Consider the following 19,330-nt stretch of genomic DNA (forward strand, 5'->3'; position numbering starts at 1 on the left):
GGGGGAACCGCCATGTTCGAAAGCCTGATCGGCCTGGTCGCGATCATCGCGCTGTTCGTCATTATCTTGCGCCAGCAGAGCCGCATCGGCCTGATCGAGCGCGAACTTGGTGCGCTGCGCAGCCTCGTGCTTTCGGGTGTCCATGTGGCCCCACCGCAGGCCAAGCCGGTAGAACAGGTCGCAGACGACAGCATGCCAGCAGACGCGGCAATTGCGGCCGTGACCGACGTTGCGCCGCCATCGGCGGGCGAGGCTGAGGAAAAGCAGTCCACAGAGGGTGAAGCCGGGGAAGTTGCATCCGGACCGTGGGCTGCGGGCGAAGCGGCGACGCCGGCTGGGTCTGCACCTGCGCAACTGGCCGCGACGGCGAAAGCGGCCCAAAAACCTGACATTGAAACGGCGCTCGGCACCCGCTGGGCGGTCTGGGTCGGCGGCATCGCGCTGGCGCTCGGCGGCCTGTTCCTGATCCGCTACACCATCGAGGCCGGCATTTTCGGTCCCGGCGTGCGGCTGAGCATGGCAGCAATGCTCGGGCTGGTGCTGGTCGCCGCCGGCGAGTTCATCCGCCGCACCGGCTTCAGGGTGCCGGTGCAGGGCGTCGCCGGCGCCTATATTCCGGCGATCCTGACGGCGGCTGGTGCTTTCATCCTGTTCGGCACGGTTTATGCCGCGCATGGCATTTACGGCTTCATCGGGCCGGCGCTCGCCTTCACGCTGCTCGGCGCCATCGGTGTGGCGACCATCGCGGCCGCCCTCGTCCACGGTCAGGCGCTGGCCGGCATCGGCCTGCTCGGCGCAGTGGTGACGCCGATGCTCGTCGCTTCGCAGGCGCCGAACCCTTGGGCACTGTTCGGCTACCTGGCGATCGTGCTCGCCGCCACCGGCGTCATCGCCCGCTTGCGCGACTGGAAATTGCTGATGGCGGCAGCCTTCGTCGGCACCGGCCTCTGGACCATTCTTCACATGACTGATGCGCCGGGCACCAACCTGCCTGTCATCCTCTTCATCAATGCGGTGACCCTGGCCGTACTTGCCTTGATCTGGCTCGGCCGTCGCGGTGGCGAAGCAGAGCCCGCCAGGGGCTTCGACTGGCCGTCGATCGCACCTGGCTTCTTCGTCGGCCTTTCGGCCATGGCGCTGTTCGTCGACCCGGCATACACTGCCGGCGATGCTCTGCCGGGAGCAGCTCTTATCGCAGCCCTGGTCGCGGTAGCGCTCCACAGGCCGCTGGCGCTGGCGCTTCTGCACGCCGCAGGGCTGGCGACGGTGCTGGTCTATCTCGGCATCATTCCGCCAACCTCCGTCGCTTCAGATTTTTCAGGTGGCGCTCTCGGCGTCGATGGTCTGCCGGCGACTGTGTCGGACACGCTGATGCTCAGGATCGGCATTTTTCTCGGACTTGTGTTCATCGGAGCCGGCTTCTGGACAGCGCGCAAATTTGCCGCGTCGGCTCACATCCGCGCCGCCTCATGGGCGGCATGGGGCGTTATCGCGCCGCTGGTCATTCTGTTGGCGCTCTGGTTCACCTTCGGCAATCTCGACCGCGATCTTGTCTACGCGGCGGCAGCAGCCCTTCTGGTCGTGGTTTTCGCCGTCGGCGGCGAGTGGATCGCGCGCGGTGAAGAGCCGCCGCTACAGGGTGGTGCGGCCGTCTCCTCCGCACTTGGCGGGGCAGCAGTCGCCGCCTTGCTGATGGTCTATATGGCCTTCGGATCCGGCTGGACCACCATCCTCCTGGGTGCCGCGGCCATTGTGCCGGCGCTGGCCACCCGCTGGCGCGCCTATCCGGTGCTCGGCTGGATTTCGGTCGGCGCGGTCATTGCCGTACTCGGCCGCGTCGCCTTCGATCCGACAATCGTCGGCGCCGAATTCCTGTCGACGACGCCGGTATTCAACTGGCTGCTGCCGGGATACGGCGTGCCGGCGCTGGCCTTCGGCTTTGCCGCCTGGCAGCTCGCCCACACCACAAATGGCCGGCCACGCCTCGCCATGGAAGCGGGCGCAACACTATTTGCGCTGCTCACCGTTGCCATATTGGTGCGCCACGCCATGCATGGCGGCGTCATCGACACGGCTGCTGCGACGCTCGCCGAGCAGGCGATCTACACGCTGATCGCCATCGGTGCCGGCGCCATCCTGGTCGCCATCGACATGCGCTCGCCAAGCTCGGTGCTGCGCTATGGTTCGCTCGCTGCGGGCGTGGTCTCGGTCGCCTTCATAGTCATCCAGCATTTTCTGGCCCTGAACCCGCTGTTTACCGACGAATCCACCGGGCGAATTCCGGTGTTCAACCTGCTGTTCCTCGCTTATCTCTTGCCGGCCGCCGCTGCCGGCGGGCTGGCGCTCTATACACGTGACGTCAGGCCTAAATGGTATGCCTCGATGCTGGCGTTGGTGGCGGCGCTGCTTGCCTTCGCTTACGTGACGCTGTCGGTCCGGCGGCTGTTCAAGGGCGAGTTCATCGGCCTGTGGAGCGGCCTCGGCCAGCTTGAAACCTACACCTATTCCGCGCTGTGGCTGATCATTGGTGTGGCGCTGCTCACCGCCGGCGTCTGGCTCAAGTCGCAGGTGCTGCGCATCGCGTCGGCCGCGCTGATCTCGGTCGCCGTGCTGAAGGTCTTCCTCTTCGACATGTCGGAACTGGAAGGCGTGCTGAGGGCGCTGTCCTTCATTGGCCTCGGCGCGGTGCTGATCGGCATCGGCCTGTTCTACCAGCGGCTGCTGACGCGGGCGGCCAAATCCGAAGCCGGATAGTGTTCAGGCCAGATCGGTCTGCAAGAAATCATTGCCCTTGTAGAGCAGAGGTACCCTGCAGACCTTGGCGCATGCATAGCTGAAGCAGTCGCCGAAATTCAGCTTGGCGGGATGGCCGACATATCGACCGTAGTCGCGCGCGGCTTTGACTGCGAGTTCGCGAATGGCGGCATCCAGTGGAACTTCCACGGCCTTGAGTTCGGCCAAGAAGCCGATGACGATCGTTCGGCATTGATCGATCAGAGCAGGCGGTGTCGGAGCTTGATCGCCGCTTTCAGCCACAGATTTCCTGCGGGCGATTCCGAGGATAGCTTCAAAAGCGGAACTCGGCGAGAAATAGAGCGTCTCGGCAGTTTCAATCCTTCTCAGCAGACGATCCGCATCTGCCTCTCTCAAAATCAGCGCAGTAATGGCGGAAGCATCAAGAAACATCGGGTTCCCCCCAGGCCTCGTCCATGAATTTTTTCATATCGAAGGTGGGGTCGTCGGGACCAAGTGCGCTCGCGGCATCCTGATATTTCTTGATACGCTCGCTCAGCGGAAGCACAGAGTTCGCTCGTTCAAGCTCGCGCTTGAGCGCGATCCGCACGGCTTCCGTCTTCGTGGGGGCCTTGATGGCGGACTGCAACTGACGAGCCAGCGCGTCAACCTCGTCATCACGGATGTAGAGAGACATGTTCGATGTCCTTGCGAGGCGTATATTCTGATTTGAATATTCAGGACATACAGCATTGCATATACACGCTACCCGCCATGTTTTCAACTTGGGACCTGGTCTGCCGAGCACATGGGTTCCTGCCGGGAATAAACCGGTCCGCGCCAGCGTTATTGCATTGCTTGGGTGGCCGGGCGGCGGACCGCTTCGCGCTGGCCGCTTGCGCCGCGCCGTGAAGGCGCGTTCAATCGGATGAACAAGGCGACCTCGAAAACCAGCGGTCATGGACGAAAAGAAGGCTGCAATCCTTGGCGAAATACCACGCCTGCGCCGTTATGCGCGCTCGTTGCTGCGCGACCGCGATTCCGCCGACGATCTCGTTCAGGACTGTCTCGAACGGGCGCTTGTGCGGCTCGACAATTGGCAGACTGGAGAAAGCCCCAGGAGGTGGCTGTTTACGATCATGCATCATTTGTTCATCGATCAGATGCGCAAGGTGAACCGGCGCGGCGAAGCCGCGATGCTGCCGCTGGAAGCGAGCGAGGCGCAGGCAGCACCAGCCGAGCAGGTGGAGAGCATCGCCTCGCGCGAGATTATCGACGCGTTGCAGGCGATCAGCCCCGATCGGCGCGCAGCACTGGTCATGGTCGCCATCGAAGGCTTTTCCTATGCCGAGGCCGCCAACATCCTCGGCGTGCCGGCCGGCACGCTGATGTCGCGCATCGCGCGCGGGCGTGATGAGTTGCGCGGGCTGCTGGATGACGCCGCGCGTCGCCGGGCGATAAGGATCGTCGAGAAATGACCCGGCGCGATTTTTCCGAACGCGACATCCATATGGCCCTCGATGGCGAGTTGCCAGTTGACGAGCGCGTGGCGTACGACGGCTGGCTCGACGCCAATCCTGAAATGAAGGCGAGGAGCGCCCGCTATGTCGCTGACCGCGCAGCACTTCGTGCCGCCTTCGCCGGCGTGCTCGACGAGCCGGTGCCAGCGCGGTTGCAGAAGATCGTGTTCGGCGAGGCGCCGGTCAAGACGGCGGCATTGAGCTCGCGGTGGTGGCTAGCGGCTGCCGCAGCGGCGATGCTGGCCATTGGCGGTGTTGGCGGTTATGTCGCCGGCATCGACCATCTCGGTCTGGAAGACCCCGCCGAGGACCAGCTCGCCGAGCAGGCGATTGCAGCCCATGTCATCTATGCCGCCGAGCAGCGGCATGCGGTGGAAGTGCCCGCCAGCGACAAGGATCATCTGCAGACCTGGCTGTCCAATCGGATCGGCCTGAAGCTGGTCGCACCAGATCTGGCGGCGCAAGGATTCCAGCTCGTCGGCGGCCGGCTGCTGCCCGCTGGCGAGAACAAGGCCGCGATGCTGCTTTATGAGAACGACAAAGGCGAGCGCATCTCGCTGTTCGTCACGGCTGAATCGGCCGAGAAGGCCAAGGGCACCTATGGGTCGGAAGAGAACGGCCCCGAGGCCGTCTACTGGCTGGACGAGGGCTATGGCTGCGCCGTCGTCGGCTCGCTGCCGCGCGCGCAGCTGACTGCGGTGGCGAAGAGCGCCTACAGCCAGCTTCTGGCCGGGCTGGCCAGCTGAACCGCGCCTGTTTTTTTGTGCATGATCCTTTCCGAAAATCGATTTCGATTTTCCGGGGTCATGCACCAGCCGAAACTGTCACAATTGCGCCCGAATCGAGGTGCGATAGCGCTTGACGGATGCTGGCGCTTCGGCTGTGTTGTCGACACTTCTGACCAGGGTCTTTTCCACAACCCAATCGAGGTTTTCCGAGCCCGCATGCCTGCCGAGATTCGCAAGGCCCGCGCGTCCGACGTCGATGACCTCGCCGTCATCGAGAAGGCCGTTTTCTCGAGCGACCGCATTTCCCGCCGCTCCTTTCGCCAGCTGATCGAACGCGAAAGTGCCGAGCTGCTGGTTGCCGAAAGCGACGGCCGCGTCGCCGGCTATGCGGTTGTGCTGTTTCGCAAAGGCAGCGGCGTCGCGCGTCTCTATTCCATCGCCATCGGTCCCTTTTTCGGCGGGCTCGGCATTGGCCGCATGCTGCTGGCATCGGCGGAGGAGACCGCCTTCGAACACAACCGCATGATGCTGCGCCTCGAAGTGCGCGAGGACAACAGCCGAGCCATTCGCATCTACGAGCAGAGCGGCTACCGCAAGATCGGCCGCGAACCGGGCTATTACGAGGACGGCGCCACGGCGCTGCGCTACGAAAAAACTTTGCGCGGCGACATTCCGGTCGCCACCAAGGTGCCGTTCTACCAGCAGACCTGCGAATTCACCTGCGGCCCGTGCTGCCTGATGATGGCAATGGCCAATTTCGAGCCCGGCTTCGTGCCCGACCCGGTCATGGAAATCCGTTTGTGGCGCGAGGCGACCACCGTTTTCATGATGTCGGGGCCTGGCGGCTGTGAGCCGTTCGGCCTCGCCGTTGCCGGCCACGAAAGCGGGCTCTCTGCCGAGATATATGTCTCCTTCCATGGCGCGCTGTTCCTGCAGTCGGTGCGCAGCCAAGACAAGCGCCGGGTGATGGAACTGGCGCAGGTCGACTTTCGCCGGCGCGCGGAACTTTACGGCATCCCGGTGAATTACCGTCCATTCGCCATCGACGATATCCGCACCGCGATCGCCGAGGGGAAACTGGTGTTGGTCCTGATCAGCGGCTTCCTGATGTTCGGCAAGAAGGTTCCGCACTGGGTGCTGGCCATAGGCGACGACGGCGACCATATCCTGATCCACGATCCCTGGGTCGAAGACGAGAGACAGGAGACCATTCTTGATGCCGCCAATATTCCCGTGCCTTACGGCATGTTTATGAACATGGCCGAGTTCGGCCGCGACGGATTGCGTGCCGCCATTACCCTCGGAAAGCGCGACAGACAATGACCTGGGTCATCCTTACCGGCCGGCAGAACGATCTAGATCAGGTGGCGACACCGCACAAGATCATCACCAATCGCGACTATCTTGCCCATCCGGCGCTGTTTCGCGGCCAACGGCCGAAGGTCATCAACCTGTCGAACAATTACGGCTACCAAAGCCGCGGCTACTATGCCTCGCTGCTCGCCGGTTCGCGCGGCCACAAGGTTATCCCGACGGTCGAGACGATGATCGACCTGTCCGAGCGCAAGCTCTACGATCACGCGCTGCCGGAGCTGGAACTCGCGCTCAACAAGTGCCGCAAGGATCTGGGCGGCGCCTTTCCGCAAAAAGTCTGCATCTTCTTCGGCATCGGCCCGTCGAGGATATGGGATCGCTTTGCCAAGCTTTTGTTCGATTGGTTTCGCGCGCCGGCACTGGAAGTCCACATCACGGACAGCTCCGAATGGGCGTCGATCCGCAAGATCGGCTTCCATCCGCTGGCCAGGATGACCGAGGAGGAAGAAAAGCGCTTCCTTCAGTGCCTCGAGACCTACACCAACCGCGAGTGGCGTGACACCAAAGGCCGCACGCCGGCGCGCTACACCTTCGCCACGCTGGTCGATCCGCACGAGGAGTTGCCACCATCGGAGATCTCGTCGCTGCGCTACTGGGCCAAGATCGCCGAAAAGATGGGCGTCGAAATCGAGCCGATCACCAAAAAGGATTTGGCCAAACTCGCCAACTACGACGCGCTGTTCATCCGCGAGACCACTTCGATCTCCAACCACACTTACCGCTTCGCGCGCCGCGCCCAGCAGGAAGGCATGCCTGTCATCGATGATCCGCTGTCGATGATCCGCTGTACCAACAAGGTCTATCTTAACGAGCTGATGACCTACAACAAGGTTCCGGTGCCACCGACGGTGATGATCGCCGGCACCTCGGATCTCGAGGTCGCGGCGCAGACGCTGGGCTTTCCGCTGGTGCTGAAAATCCCGGACTCGTCGTTTTCACGCGGCGTCAAGAAATGCGCCACCTTCGAGGAGCTGAAGACGCTAGCCACCGAATGGCTGGAGGATTCCGATCTCTTGATCGCGCAGAAATTCATTCCGACCGAATATGACTGGCGCGTCGGCGTGCTCGGCGGCCAGCCTCTGTTTGCCGTGCACTATCTGATGGCCAAAAAGCACTGGCAGATCGTCAACCACAAGGCCAACGGCAAGCCCGACCAGGGCGGCATCAAGACCTTTACCTTGAAAGAGGCGCCGGCCCATGTCGTCGAGACGGCGGTGAGGGCCGCGTGCTGTATCGGCGATGGCCTCTACGGGGTGGACCTAAAGGAAACCAAGGACGGTGTCTTCGTCATCGAGGTCAACGACAATCCCAACCTCGACCATGGCTGGGAGGATTCCGGCGAAAAAGATGAGGTCTGGGTGCGGCTGACGCAGTGGTTCCTGGAGCGGCTCGACCGGCCGGGGCGATAATCATCCGAGTGGGGGACAGAGATGCTGTTTTTTGTGACCGAGGATTTTCGCGGGTGTGACCGCAAGGAGATCTAAAGTCGCTTCCGCGACCGGGGCCGCCTGAAGCCGGACGCGGTTCTCGTGCACCACAGCCGGATCGCGGCGGATAGGAGCCGCTGCTTCCTGCTGGTGGAGGCCGATGACGTCACGCTCCTGCAGCGGTGGGTCCTCGAATGGGCGGATCTGGTCGAATTCGAGATCGTTCCCGTGGCGACGAACAAGGACATGGTGGAGAATTGAGCGGACACCTCTAAGCCCAGTCTCGGCTTTGCCGTTTTGATCAATTTGCAGCGAACTGCCTAACCGTCGTTAAAGCACTTCATGTTAACCCGGACTATATTGCGTGTTGCTCGGGGTATTTTGACAAGATGATAAAGCTGTTTCAGTCGGGAAGTTGCGGTCAAATACTCTATTTCTGCCTGTTAATTTTTCTTCTCGGCTTCGATTTTGTCAAAGGCCCCATAGAGCATTTTCTGGTCGGAGCAAAAGAAGGCATACAGAAACAAATCTATTCGGCCGACGGCACAAGGATTGCCGAGAGCCAGAGATCCTTTGTCGAAGGGTTGAGAACTCAAGGCATACAAGGCGGCGCATCGCAGCCGGATCCCGTGCAGGAGCATGCTTCGGGCATGTTGACCCAGGCACTCGCCATGGAGGCAAAAGCTCCGCCATCGGCACGATCTACATCTCCATACTTGTTGCGATGGGCTTTGCCACTCTCGTAGCGATGATATTGGCCGGGGCCATTCAATCGGGATGTGATCCGGTCCCGAGCGTCGGCGATGCCACCGCGCGCCGGCATTCCTCGATCAGCCAGTCACGAAACGATGCCACCACGTCGCGCCTTGCACGGCGCTCCGGGATCGTCAGGCAATAGGGCTGGCGCAGTGTGATCACCCTTGCGACCGGCCTGATCAGCCTGCCGTCTTCCAGCGCCTCGGCGCAATAGATCCCTTGCGCCAGCGCGACGCCGAGACCGGAAATGGCAAGGTCGAGCGCTGCCCGCGACGAGTTCGCCGACAGGCCGCGCTGGGTAGCGAGGCCGAGTTCGATACCAGCCGCCTCGAACCAGTTTCGCCAGGACGGAAAGGACGCCCCCGTCGGGCCCCAGTCTGTGTGTATCAGCGGCAGGCCGGCGAGGGCGTCTGACCTGACCGCACCGGCAAGCCCGGGCGCGCAAACGGGATAGACGGCGTCCCTGACGATGTCTTGCGTGGGGTGATCGCGATAGTGCGGACCGTAGGAGAGCCTGAGATCGATCAGCTCGCGGTCGAACGGCACCGGGTCGTCGTCACCCCTGAGCGATATGTCGACCGCACCACGACTTGCGACGAAGCCGGCCAGGCGTTGTGAAAGCCAGCCCATTGCCATCGATGGCGGCACAGATACCACCAACCGGGGGCGGAACGAATCGCCAGCAAGCTCACGCGACACGTTGCCGATCTCCTGGAAGGCCATGGTCAATCGGGGCAGCATCTCGACGCCGGCCTCAGTCAGCACTACGCGACGGTTGACCCGATGGAATAGCTTACGGCCTACCTGGTCCTCGATGGCGCGGATAAGCTGACTGACCGCAGCCGCGGAAACCGAAAGCTCCTCGGCCGCGCCGGCAAAGCTGCCAAGCCGCGCCGCCGCCTCGAAAGCCTGCAGTCCGCGCAAGGATGGGAGTGCAACCATATCCACCAATAGGTAAGTTAAACTTATCTATCTGGCAAGAATCCTCGTTTTGCGAAAGCTATTTCCTCGAATAGGGTACTTTCGATTGGCAAGCATGAGAAACGGAACACCATGAACCATCGCGACGTGATCGCATCGCTGACGCAGCAGCAGCGCGATCGGCTGACCGCCAAGTCGGATCGCCTCGGGCTGCTTCAACTCGCCGTCCATTGGGGCGCGATCGTGGTCATCGGTGCGCTGATCATCGCCAAGGTGCCGTTCTGGCAACTGCTCATGCTGCCGCAAGGTATCCTGATCGTTTTCCTGTTCACGCTTCTTCACGAGACGGTTCATCGCACGGCTTTCGAAACACAGCGGCTGAACGATTTCGTGGCGCGCGTCTGCAGTCTGGCGATCGCGTTGCCGGCTGACTGGTTCCGCTATTTCCACTTCGCCCATCACCGCTTCACCCAGGATCCGGAGAACGACCCGGAACTCGCCTTCCCGAAACCCGAAACCTGGCGGCAGTATATCGTCCACGTCTCCGGCATTCCGACTTGGTGGGGCCACTTCAGGACGCTCTACGCCAACGCGATCGGTGGCTGCCGGGACAGCTACGTGCCGCCGAAAGGCCGGCCCAAGGTGCGCGCCGAGGCCCGCGCCATGATTGCCTTCTATGCCGTCGTGCTGGTGCTGGCCGTCTCGTTCCGGGCAACGACGCTGCTCTATGTCTGGATCGTGCCGGCGCTTTTGGGACAGCCGTTCCTGCGCCTCTATCTCCTGGCCGAACATGGCCGTTGTCCGCTTGTTGCCAACATGCTGGAAAACACCCGGACCACGCTGACCAACTGGTTTGTCCGCAACCTCGCCTGGAACATGCCCTTCCACGCCGAGCATCATGCCTATCCGGGTGTGCCGTTCCATCAACTGCCGGCGTTTCACGCCTTGATAGAGCGTCACCTCAAGGAGATCGAAGCCGGTTACGTGCGCTTCCACGAGAAATATGTCGATACATTGCGCTGATGACGACAGCCGAGCCGGTGACTGGCTCGGCCCCTGTCGCGCTCGGCCTGATTGCCCGATCGCCGCAAAAGACTTCAGCAGGCGAGCGATATCCGCCTTCGCCGTGTCAGAGCGGCGGTGGTGTTCCTTTTACGTCGCCAAGCGTTCCGTAACCGTTGACTGACGTTTTGTTTCGATTGCCGCATATCGTTTGAGGAACGCGTTTTGCGCCCAGGTCACCGAACGTGGGGTGAAATCGAAGCGTTCGGCATTGAAGCCGCGCGGCCGGCCGAAGAATTCGGTCGCCTCGGCGGTCGAAAAGCCGGCAAGCAGCGTCGCCTCGAAATAGGCGGCGATCTGGTCGGCGCGCTTGATCTCCTTGCGCAGGCCCGCACTAGGTTCGACCGGCAGCGAAAAGCGCAGATGGATGGCGCGCTGCAGCCTCAGCTCGCACTCCTTGTAGCTGCCGCCCATCACCGATTTGAATGGTGAGATCATGTCGCCGATGACATATTCCGGCGCGTCGTGCAGCAAAGCCGCCAGCCGCGCGTCGGCTGGGGCGTCTGGCACCAGCTCGCCGAAAAGCGCCTCGACCAGCAGCGAATGCTGGGCGACGGAAAAGGCGTGGTCGCCGCTGGTCTGGCCGTTCCAGCGGGCGACGCGGGCAAGCCCATGGGCGATGTCCGAAATCTCGATATCGAGCGGCGAAGGGTCAAGCAGATCGAGCCGCCGGCCCGACAGCATGCGCTGCCAGGCGCGCGGCGGCGCGCCGGCACGGTCGGCCGCCATCAGGCCTCCTCCGCGCCGACGGAATCCTGCGGGCCAACGGTTTCCAGGGGAAAAGTGAACTTCGCCCAGGCAGGAATGGTGAGCGACACAGTGACGTCACCCGCCATGATCGGCTGGCCGGCGTCGAGCGCTGCCTTGACGCGGTCGATACGGGCTATGGCCAGGCCTGCCGTGCTGGCGGAAGTGCCAAGCGTGCCGACCGGTCGCCCGGAAACTGTCAGTTCGGCGCCAGAAGCGGGCAGGGGCTGTTCGGCCGAAACGATCAGCACCCGCCGTCTGGCGGTGCCGCGATGCTGCATGCGCGAGACCACCTCCTGGCCGACATAGCAGCCCTTCCTGAAGCCGACGCCGCCGGTTTCGTCGAGCAGCACATCATGGGGGAAGGCCTCGCCGAGCGGATAGTCGCTGCCGCTTTCAGCAATGCCGTGGGCGATGCGCAGAGCCTGCCATGCGGCCGGGTCGCCGCCCTCGGCCGTGCCGCCATAACAGCGCGTCACGGACGCGTCGCGGAACCGCGCATCGGCAACCGGCGTTGAGCCAAACTGCGAAGTGGTTGAATCACTTCCCCACGCGACGGTGACAAGCCCCTGATCTACCTTGGCGATCTCGACCTTGGCGCGCAATTTGTAAAGCATCAGCCGGCGCATGAAATCGTCTGATATATCGGCTCGGCATTCGAGGCGGAAGGAATTCTCGCCAGCGCGGGAGATCAGGAAGTCGAACAGGATCTTGCCTTGCGGCGTCAGCAAGGCGCCAGGTTTTGCTTCGCCCGCAGCCAGTGCTTCGAGGTCGGTGGTCAGAATGTTCTGCAAAAAAATCTCGGCATCCGGGCCTGACACGGAAATGAGGGCGCGGTGTTTCAACTGGGCAAAGGGCATGGGCGAAAAAAGAACCTGATCTTGCAAAACAGTCGGCCATTACGTAAGCCGCTGACACTCCCCCCGCAAGAGACCGGATCAGCATGGCGACGACCTACAACCTCATCCTGACAGGCGGCACGGTGGTCAACCACGATGGCGAGGGCCGGCGCGACATCGGCATCAACGGCGGGCGCATCGCCGCCATCGGCGATCTCGGCCAGGCATCAGCCGGCGAGACGGTCGACTGTCGTGGCCTGCACATCCTGCCCGGCGTCGTCGACAGCCAGGTGCATTTCCGCGAGCCGGGGCTGGAGCACAAGGAAGATTTGGAGACAGGCTCGCGGGCAGCGGTGCTGGGCGGCGTCACCGCCGTCTTCGAGATGCCCAACACCAACCCGCTGACCACCAGCGAAGCAGCCCTTGCCGACAAGGTTCGGCGCGCCACCGGCCGCATGCATTGCGACTTTGCCTTCTGGGTCGGCGGCACCCGCGACAATGCCGGGGATGCCGGCGAACTGGAGCGGCTACCCGGTGCTGCCGGTATAAAAGTATTCATGGGCTCGTCCACCGGCGACCTTTTGGTCGAGGACGATGAGGGCGTCGCCTCGATTCTGAGGAATACGCGCCGTCGGGCCGCCTTTCATTCCGAGGACGAGTTCCGGTTGCGCGAGCGGCTGAGTGAGCGCATCGAGGGCGATCCGTCCTCGCATCCGGTGTGGCGCGACGAGATCGCCGCCTTGCGCTGCACCGAGCGCCTGGTGCGCATCGCGCGCCAGGTTCGCGCCCGCATCCACGTGCTGCACATCTCGACTGCCGAGGAAATTGCCTTCCTCGAACAGCATAAGGATGTCGCGACCTGTGAGGTGACGCCGCATCATCTGACGCTGAGCGCGGATGATTATGCGCGGCTTGGCACGCTGATCCAGATGAACCCGCCGGTGCGCGCATCGCGCCACCACGACGGTATCTGGCACGGCATTGCACAAGGCATTGTCGATGTGCTGGGTTCCGACCACGCCCCGCACACGCTGGCGGAGAAGGCAAAACTCTATCCGGCCTCGCCGTCCGGCATGACCGGCGTGCAGACACTGGTGCCGATCATGCTGGATCACGTCAATGCCGGCCGGCTGACGTTGCAACGTTTCGTCGACCTGTCCAGCCACGGCCCGCAGCGTATCTTCGGCATGGCCAGGAAAGGCCGCATCGCCGCCGGCTATGACGCCGATTTCACCATAGTCGATCTGAAGCGCCGCGAAACCATCACCAATGCGCAAGCCGGCTCCAAGGCCGGCTGGACGCCCTATGACGGCAGAGAAGTAACCGGGTGGCCGGTCGGAACAGTCGTGCGCGGCCGCCGCGTGATGTGGGAGGGCGAGATCGTCACGCCAGGGCAGGGCAAGGCTGTGGAGTTTTCCGAGGCGCTGCCGGTCTAGAGCGGCGGACCTTCAAATCGATCGGACCGCCGGTCTATCTGTTTCTTTGAGCATCGGCTTTCCCAAAGCGGGGACCCACTCCGATGCTCTAAGCGAACTTGAGGGTAGGAAAGGGCAATGCCGCTCAATCCCCGGCGACGAAGAATGTCCACTGTCCGTCCGGCGTGATGCCGACGCGGTAGAAGATGTAGGCGCCGAACTGCTTCATGCTGTCATAGTCGCCGGCGGTGACGATCTTGAACAGCTCGACCCGCTGCCTGGCGTCGAGCTTGTCCAGCGGCAGCGCGAAGAAATATGGCCAGACATAGAGCTCCTGCGGCGTGCCGGCATCGACATGGACATAGCCGGCACTGAGCACCTCTTCCAGGATGGCGAGGATCTCCTGGCCTTCCGTGTCGCCCGAAAGACCTTTCAGGAAGGTGATCGGGTCGCCTTCGATCTCGCTCAGCGACAATTGGGTCATCGTATCGCCCTGGCCGATCAACGGCCGGAGCTTTTCGATGTCGCCGCTCTTGCAGGCCTCGAGGATCAAATCGTGCATGCGCCTGACCGGCTCCGGCAGCTTGCTGAGATCGTAGATGACCTCGGGCAAGGGTTCGTCCGGATCGGCTTGCGGATTGGCCATGCCACCATCGTCTTCTGGCCCCTCGGGTTCGACCTGTTCCCGCTCGTCGGGGGAGCTCGGCTGGTTGGTCGCAGGCGGTGTCGTGCCGAGCGGATCGGGCATCGGCACTGCGGTTCCGGGCGGCGACATGTCGTCATCGGCGGGCGGCGTGACCGGCGAGGGCAGGTCCTCGCGCTTGATTTCACTCAGCGCATAAGCAGGGCTGCTTGCGAGGCAAAAAGCCAGAGGGACCGCGGCGCAAAAAGCGACGAGCCGGATGCTGAGGGCCAAGCCAAGCGGCTGGCCTGACGTCGAAAAATTCACCGCCTGCCTCTCCATGATTCCGTCCAGATGCCTAGGCCCGCCCAGGTGCCCGGGGCATGACTGCCCTAGCGGCACGCCGTCGTCAAAGAGCCTGATGCCGGTTCAGTGCCGCAGCCGTCCTGGTTCGAAGGCCCCGGCTATCACCTTTTCACGCATGCGGTCGAGCAGGGCAAGGGCCGAGGTCTCGCCATTGGCGCGCAGCATTTCACCGAACGCCGTTTCAAGGGCCGCCTCGGCGATGATTTCCGGCTCGATTCCAGCCGAAAGCCCTTCCGCCCAGGCCTCGCTGTGGCTTTCCACGGCGGTCAGGCGCTTTTCTTCCCTGACCAGCGCGTCGATGTCGTTGACGCCATGTTCCATTGCGATGTCCACCCTTTTCAAGCGGCGATCCGGCAGATACGGATCAGGCTTGGGCTGTCCCTTTTTACACGCAGGTTAAGTAAGTACTTGTAAATACGACATTTCTAGGGTCGTTTCGACAAGGGCTCGTCACGTTTTGCAAACCTGCGTTCGATCCGATTCAAACTTAACCGATTAGGCCGGCGAGCGGGATGAAAACCTTCAGTTTGAGTTAATTCCGCATCCGCGCCGTAACGTTTCGTTAATACCGTTGCAAAAGTGCAACACAAGGATTGCACTAAGACGCCCCCGGATACGAGCGGCGAGGTGTCAGGTCAGTTGCCGTAGCGCGAGGCGATGTCGCGCGAGAGCGTTTCGCCTTCCTTCATATAGCGGCTGATGGCTTCGGTCGCCGAGGCGGTACACTGCGTGTAGGTGCCGCCGAAGGAGCGGTAGCCGCGGTTGAAGCTGGCGATGAAGCGGGCGCGCCGCTCCGGGTCAGGATTTTCCGAAGCAATCAGCTTCTCCATCTCGACCCGCCACTGGTCGCCCTTCTCGCCGCACAGATTACGCAGGAAATGCAGCGATCCAAGCACCTCCGCCAGCCGCATCAGCCCCGGCTCGAACGGCGACTCGGCGGCCAGAGCCGGCCGCGCTCCGATTGCCGTACTGGCGGCGAGGCAAGCTGCAAGGAAAAGCGATGCGCGGATCATAAGTCTATGTGGCCAAACAATCTGTCGCCTGCAAGGCGATTTTGGAGGTTACGCCCCTGCATTTCTAAGCAATTCTTCGGCAACGGCAAACACCGAAGCGGCAAGCGGCAGAGCCGTCATTTCGCTGAGCGTATAGAAGGCGGCGTTCTCGGCGTCGTCGCTGGCCACGGGCTCGCCGCCGGCATAGGTGGCGCCGAACACCGTCAGCAGATAGTCGACCGGGTGCCCGTCGCTGTGGCCGTCGATGTGGATTTCCCGAAGTGCGCGGTAGTTGTGCGCATGCAACCCGGTTTCCTCCAGCAATTCGCGTTGCGCGGCTTGTTCCAGCGTTTCGCCGGCCTCGACCTTGCCGCCTGGAAACGCGTAAAATCCTTGCGAAGGCTGCCGCGCCCGCTTGACCAGCAGCACCGTGTCGCCGCGGACAATGGCGACCGAGACAGCCGGGAGTATCTTGCGCATCTCGTCCATGGATCTCCGATCGTCATTCGCTGCAGCCGGTTGTGGACCGGTCGGCGTGAAGAAGCATTATCGGTTGCGCAACGCCGGTTCCATCGCCACCTTCGCTCCGACCGTTTCAACGAGTTTAGCTTATGTGCGGACGCTTTGCCTTGACCGCCACGCCGGACCAGACTGCCGCTTTTCTCGGTCTGGCGGAGCTGGAGGATTTTCCGGCCCGCTACAACATCGCGCCGACGCAGCCGGTCCTGATGGCGATTGCAGGCTTGCCGCAGGCGCCGGGCTCAAATCTGTCCGACCGGCAGTCGATGCTGGTGCGTTGGGGGCTGATCCCGGCCTGGGTGAAGGACACGCGTGAGTTTCCGCTGCTGTTCAATGCGCGCTCGGAGGGAGCAACGGAAAAGGCCTCGTTTCGCACCGCCATGCGCCATCGCCGCGCTTTGGTGCCGGCTTCCGGCTTCTACGAATGGCGTCAATCAGGCGGCAAGAGGGGGCAGCCCTATTGGGTGCGGCCGAGGCATGGCGGGCTTGTCGCCTTCGCCGGGCTGATCGAGACCTATGCCGAGCCGGGCGGTTCCGAAATGGACACCGGCGCCATCCTGACCGTCAACGCCAATACCGACATCGCCCATATCCATGACCGGATGCCGGTAGTGATAGATCCGCAGGTTTTGCCCGCTGGCTGGATTGCCGCACGCTGGAGCCGCGCGACGTGGCGGACCTGCTCAGACCGGCAAGCCCGATTTCTTCGAGGCTGTCCCGGTTTCCGACCTCGTCAACAAGGTCGCCAACACCGGACCGGAGATTCAGGAAAGGGGCGTGGTGGGGCCGGAGCCAGAGAAAGCCAGGCGCCAGAAGCCTGGCGCGGACGACAGTCAGATGACCTTGTTCTAGCAGCTATTTTCCTGGCACATTCGGCGCCTCATTGCCGGCGCATGGCGTCGGCTGACGTCACATCAGGCAGCGCGCGGCGATGTGATCTCTTGCGCCGGCTTTTTCTTCTTCGCGGTATGGAGAAGGGCGGCGACGATCGCGGCCGGGCCGATCGCCCGGTATTGGCTGGCGAGCGCCGGTTGCTTCGCGCTGCTGGAGTCCTGCTTGGTTCGGAGCATTTTTCTCTTCCCTGGTAACGTCTTCGTGTCCGCGTTTGCTGGTCGAATCCGACCAAATCGTGACATCTGGTGATCTAGCCGGCGAATGTTTCATGACTGTGCCGAGATGTTTAATAAAATATTTCACTGCGTCATTACCTGTGATCCGGCGACTCTTTTGCCGAAAGTTGCGACTTGACGGCAACACTGGGTGAGGCGATAAAGCCGCTCATGAGAACGTCTTTCGCCATTTGTGGCATTTGCATTATTGGCTAGCTTCGCGCTGGTCCGGACGTTTTCGCCTATCTTCCTTCTAGAGTGGACAAACGCCCCGGCCAGCAGGCTGGTGCCTGATTTGCGTCTCAGCGCAAGTGGCTCCAACCAAAAGGTAACGCACCGGGAAGGCACGAATGTCTGACGCATCGAAGGGCCTGCGCCTCTACAACACGCTGACGCGGACCAAGGAGGATTTCTTCCCGATCGATCCGCGCAATGTGCGCATGTATGTCTGCGGCCCGACGGTCTACGACTTTGCCCATATCGGCAACGCGCGGCCGGTGATCGTCTTCGACGTGCTGTTCCGTCTGCTGCGCCATCTCTACGGGCAAGCGCACGTCACTTATGTGCGCAACATCACGGATGTCGACGACAAGATCAATGACCGCGCACTGCGCGATTTCGGCGGCGAAATTGCCTCGGGAAAGCTGTCGCTGAACGAGGCGATCGGGCGGGTTACCGAAAAAACCGCCGACCAGTTCCACAAGGATGTGGCGACGCTCGGCTGCCTGGAGCCGACGGTCGAGCCGCGCGCCACTGAATTCGTCGAGCCGCGCGCCGATGGCAAAGTCGACATGATCTCCTTGATTCAACGGTTGATCGAACGCCGCCATGCTTATGTTGCGGCAGGCGAAGTTCTGTTCGACACGGCCTCGATGCCGGACTACGGCCAATTGTCGAAGCGCAATCTCGACGAACAGCAGGCCGGCGCTCGCGTCGCCGTCGATCCCCACAAGAAGAACCCTGGCGATTTTGTGCTGTGGAAGCTGTCCTCGCCGGAAGAGCCGGGCTGGGACAGCCCGTGGGGCAGAGGTCGGCCGGGCTGGCACATCGAGTGCTCGGCGATGTCGGCCGCCTATCTCGGCGAGGTCTTCGACATCCATGGCGGCGGGCTCGACCTGATCTTCCCGCACCACGAAAACGAAATCGCCCAGTCGCGCTGCGCCCACGGCACTGACGTGATGGCCAAGGTATGGATGCACAACGGCTTCCTGCAGGTCGAGGGGCAGAAGATGTCCAAGAGCCTGGGCAACTTCTACTCGATCAACGAGTTGCTGGAGACGGAGACTTTTGGCGGCCGCAAATGGCCGGGCGAGGTGCTCAGGCTGGCGATGCTGATGACGCATTATCGCGAGCCGATCGACTTTTCCGTGCGCAAGCTGGAAGAGGCGGAAAATACGCTGCGTAAATGGAAGCGGGCGGCGGATCTGGCACCGGCGGCGGCAAAGCAATTGCCGGTGGAAGTGGTGGAAGCCCTATCGGACGATCTCGCAACCTATTCCGCGTTCCAGGTGCTGACGCAATTGGCCGGCGAGGCTGTGGATTTTAATGGTGGCGGCAACGCTGCCGCAGCGGGCAACGATGCTGCCGCTTCGTTGAAGGCGGCACTGTTGTTCCTCGGCTTCGACGTCGCGCCAGCCAAGGTTGATGAAGATGCCATCGCCAAGGCGATCACCAAACGCCTGACCCTCATCGCCGCCGGAAATTGGGCCGACGCCGACCGCATCCGCGACGAATTGCTGGCGCAAGGTATCCAGTTGAAGGACGGCAAGGACTCCGTCACCAGCGCCCGCATCACCACCTGGGAGGTAAAAAGATGATCGATCATCTTGGCATCACCGTTTCCGATTTCGACGCGTCGAAGGCGTTCTATGACAAGGCGATGGCGCCGCTCGGTGCCGCGCTCCTCTACATGGTGCCGCAGGAATACACCGGCGGCGCCAAGGTCGGCGGCTATGGCCGGGACCGGCCGGTGTTCTGGCTGCATCAAGGCAAGGACAAGCCGAAGGACCGTCAGCACGTCGCCTTCACTGCGCGCAGCCGCGCCGAGGTCGATGCCTTCTACGCAGCCGCCATCGCCGCCGGCGGTAAGGACAATGGCGGCCCAGGCCTGCGTCCGCACTATCATGCGAACTACTATGGCGCCTTTGTCTTCGACCCCGACGGCAACAATATCGAAGCCGTCTGCCATGCCGCGGAGTGA

21 protein-coding genes and 1 pseudogene are annotated in these 19,330 nt (G+C 62.4%); 12 read left to right on the top strand and 10 right to left on the bottom strand.

Features of this window, described 5'->3' with window-relative positions:
* The first annotated feature begins 12 nt into the window (after positions 1-12).
* The gene (locus tag EN807_RS19975; RefSeq protein ID WP_135936355.1) at positions 13-2,754 is read left to right on the top strand and encodes a DUF2339 domain-containing protein; all 2,742 of its coding nucleotides are present in this window, start codon (positions 13-15) and stop codon (positions 2,752-2,754) included.
* A gap of 3 nt (positions 2,755-2,757) precedes the next feature.
* On the opposite strand, the gene EN807_RS19980 is transcribed toward EN807_RS19975, so the two are convergent.
* Together EN807_RS19980 and EN807_RS19985 are read right to left on the bottom strand one after the other, a co-directional pair.
* Entirely contained in the window at positions 2,758-3,186 is a 429-nt protein-coding gene (locus EN807_RS19980; RefSeq protein ID WP_135936356.1) for a type II toxin-antitoxin system VapC family toxin, read from the bottom strand.
* Positions 3,176-3,430, bottom strand: coding sequence for a type II toxin-antitoxin system VapB family antitoxin (locus tag EN807_RS19985; RefSeq protein ID WP_065010179.1), 255 nt, complete (start codon positions 3,428-3,430; stop codon positions 3,176-3,178). Before EN807_RS19985 ends, EN807_RS19980 begins: the two co-directional genes overlap by 11 nt.
* A 262-nt stretch (positions 3,431-3,692) precedes the next feature.
* On the opposite strand from EN807_RS19985, the gene EN807_RS19990 reads away from it, so the two are divergent.
* The 6 genes from EN807_RS19990 to EN807_RS20015 all read left to right on the top strand — a co-directional run bounded on the left by EN807_RS19990 (position 3,693) and on the right by EN807_RS20015 (position 8,528).
* Positions 3,693-4,211: a sigma-70 family RNA polymerase sigma factor gene (locus tag EN807_RS19990; RefSeq protein ID WP_135936357.1), complete on the top strand. Its 519-nt coding sequence runs from the start codon at positions 3,693-3,695 to the stop codon at positions 4,209-4,211.
* A complete protein-coding gene (locus tag EN807_RS19995; RefSeq protein ID WP_135936358.1) occupies positions 4,208-4,999 on the top strand; it encodes an anti-sigma factor in 792 nt (263 codons plus the stop codon). Before EN807_RS19990 ends, EN807_RS19995 begins: the two co-directional genes overlap by 4 nt.
* Positions 5,000-5,197: 198 nt before the next feature.
* Positions 5,198-6,304: a peptidase C39 family protein gene (locus tag EN807_RS20000; protein ID WP_135936359.1), complete on the top strand. Its 1,107-nt coding sequence runs from the start codon at positions 5,198-5,200 to the stop codon at positions 6,302-6,304.
* Complete coding sequence (locus tag EN807_RS20005; protein WP_127313536.1) at positions 6,301-7,764, top strand: RimK family protein; 1,464 nt, start codon at positions 6,301-6,303, stop codon at positions 7,762-7,764. The genes EN807_RS20000 and EN807_RS20005 overlap by 4 nt, the downstream gene beginning before the upstream one ends.
* A gap of 120 nt (positions 7,765-7,884) precedes the next feature.
* Positions 7,885-8,043 (top strand): DUF3303 family protein, encoded by a 159-nt coding sequence (locus tag EN807_RS36690; RefSeq protein WP_246684227.1) that lies wholly within the window; start codon positions 7,885-7,887, stop codon positions 8,041-8,043.
* 128 nt (positions 8,044-8,171) lie between these two features.
* Positions 8,172-8,528, top strand: coding sequence for a hypothetical protein (locus tag EN807_RS20015; protein WP_135936360.1), 357 nt, complete (start codon positions 8,172-8,174; stop codon positions 8,526-8,528).
* A 22-nt stretch (positions 8,529-8,550) separates the two neighbouring features.
* Here the strand turns inward: EN807_RS20015 and EN807_RS20020 are convergent, their stop codons facing one another.
* The gene (locus EN807_RS20020; protein ID WP_135936361.1) at positions 8,551-9,480 is read right to left on the bottom strand and encodes a LysR substrate-binding domain-containing protein; all 930 of its coding nucleotides are present in this window, start codon (positions 9,478-9,480) and stop codon (positions 8,551-8,553) included.
* A 111-nt stretch (positions 9,481-9,591) separates the two neighbouring features.
* Between EN807_RS20020 and EN807_RS20025 the strand changes: the two genes are divergently transcribed.
* Positions 9,592-10,482 (top strand): fatty acid desaturase family protein, encoded by an 891-nt coding sequence (locus EN807_RS20025; RefSeq protein ID WP_135936362.1) that lies wholly within the window; start codon positions 9,592-9,594, stop codon positions 10,480-10,482.
* 129 nt (positions 10,483-10,611) lie between these two features.
* On the opposite strand, the gene EN807_RS20030 is transcribed toward EN807_RS20025, so the two are convergent.
* Positions 10,612-11,250 carry an HD family hydrolase gene (locus EN807_RS20030; protein ID WP_135936363.1) on the bottom strand — a complete coding sequence of 213 codons (639 nt, stop codon included), beginning with the start codon at positions 11,248-11,250 and terminating at the stop codon, positions 10,612-10,614.
* A complete protein-coding gene (locus EN807_RS20035) occupies positions 11,250-12,128 on the bottom strand; it encodes a folate-binding protein YgfZ (RefSeq protein WP_135936364.1) in 879 nt (292 codons plus the stop codon). Before EN807_RS20035 ends, EN807_RS20030 begins: the two co-directional genes overlap by 1 nt.
* Positions 12,129-12,211: 83 nt before the next feature.
* Between EN807_RS20035 and EN807_RS20040 the strand changes: the two genes are divergently transcribed.
* A complete protein-coding gene (locus EN807_RS20040) occupies positions 12,212-13,543 on the top strand; it encodes a dihydroorotase (protein ID WP_135936365.1) in 1,332 nt (443 codons plus the stop codon).
* Between the two features lie 124 nt (positions 13,544-13,667).
* Here EN807_RS20040 and EN807_RS20045 read toward each other — a convergent pair whose 3' ends face one another.
* The 4 genes from EN807_RS20045 to EN807_RS20060 form a co-directional block, all read right to left on the bottom strand.
* On the bottom strand, positions 13,668-14,471 hold the full coding sequence (locus EN807_RS20045) for a hypothetical protein (protein WP_189522513.1): 804 nt from the start codon (positions 14,469-14,471) through the stop codon (positions 13,668-13,670).
* 102 nt (positions 14,472-14,573) lie between these two features.
* On the bottom strand, positions 14,574-14,831 hold the full coding sequence (locus EN807_RS20050) for a hypothetical protein (RefSeq protein WP_077381793.1): 258 nt from the start codon (positions 14,829-14,831) through the stop codon (positions 14,574-14,576).
* Positions 14,832-15,145: 314 nt separating this feature from the next.
* A complete protein-coding gene (locus EN807_RS20055) occupies positions 15,146-15,523 on the bottom strand; it encodes a TIGR02301 family protein (protein ID WP_127313528.1) in 378 nt (125 codons plus the stop codon).
* A 48-nt stretch (positions 15,524-15,571) separates the two neighbouring features.
* Positions 15,572-15,991 carry an NUDIX hydrolase gene (locus EN807_RS20060; RefSeq protein WP_127313527.1) on the bottom strand — a complete coding sequence of 140 codons (420 nt, stop codon included), beginning with the start codon at positions 15,989-15,991 and terminating at the stop codon, positions 15,572-15,574.
* Positions 15,992-16,113: 122 nt separating this feature from the next.
* Here EN807_RS20060 and EN807_RS20065 point away from each other — a divergent pair.
* Positions 16,114-16,873 (top strand): annotated as a pseudogene (locus EN807_RS20065) (SOS response-associated peptidase).
* 62 nt (positions 16,874-16,935) lie between these two features.
* Here EN807_RS20065 and EN807_RS20070 read toward each other — a convergent pair.
* Positions 16,936-17,091 carry a hypothetical protein gene (locus EN807_RS20070; protein ID WP_135936367.1) on the bottom strand — a complete coding sequence of 52 codons (156 nt, stop codon included), beginning with the start codon at positions 17,089-17,091 and terminating at the stop codon, positions 16,936-16,938.
* A 389-nt stretch (positions 17,092-17,480) separates the two neighbouring features.
* On the opposite strand from EN807_RS20070, the gene cysS reads away from it, so the two are divergent.
* Both cysS and EN807_RS20080 read left to right on the top strand, forming a co-directional pair.
* Positions 17,481-18,947, top strand: coding sequence for a cysteine--tRNA ligase (gene cysS / locus EN807_RS20075; RefSeq protein WP_135936368.1), 1,467 nt, complete (start codon positions 17,481-17,483; stop codon positions 18,945-18,947).
* Entirely contained in the window at positions 18,944-19,330 is a 387-nt protein-coding gene (locus EN807_RS20080; RefSeq protein ID WP_128342453.1) for a VOC family protein, read from the top strand. Before cysS ends, EN807_RS20080 begins: the two co-directional genes overlap by 4 nt.

The organism is Mesorhizobium sp. M5C.F.Ca.ET.164.01.1.1 (assembly GCF_004792125.1).
Lineage (GTDB): Bacteria > Pseudomonadota > Alphaproteobacteria > Rhizobiales > Rhizobiaceae > Mesorhizobium > Mesorhizobium wenxiniae.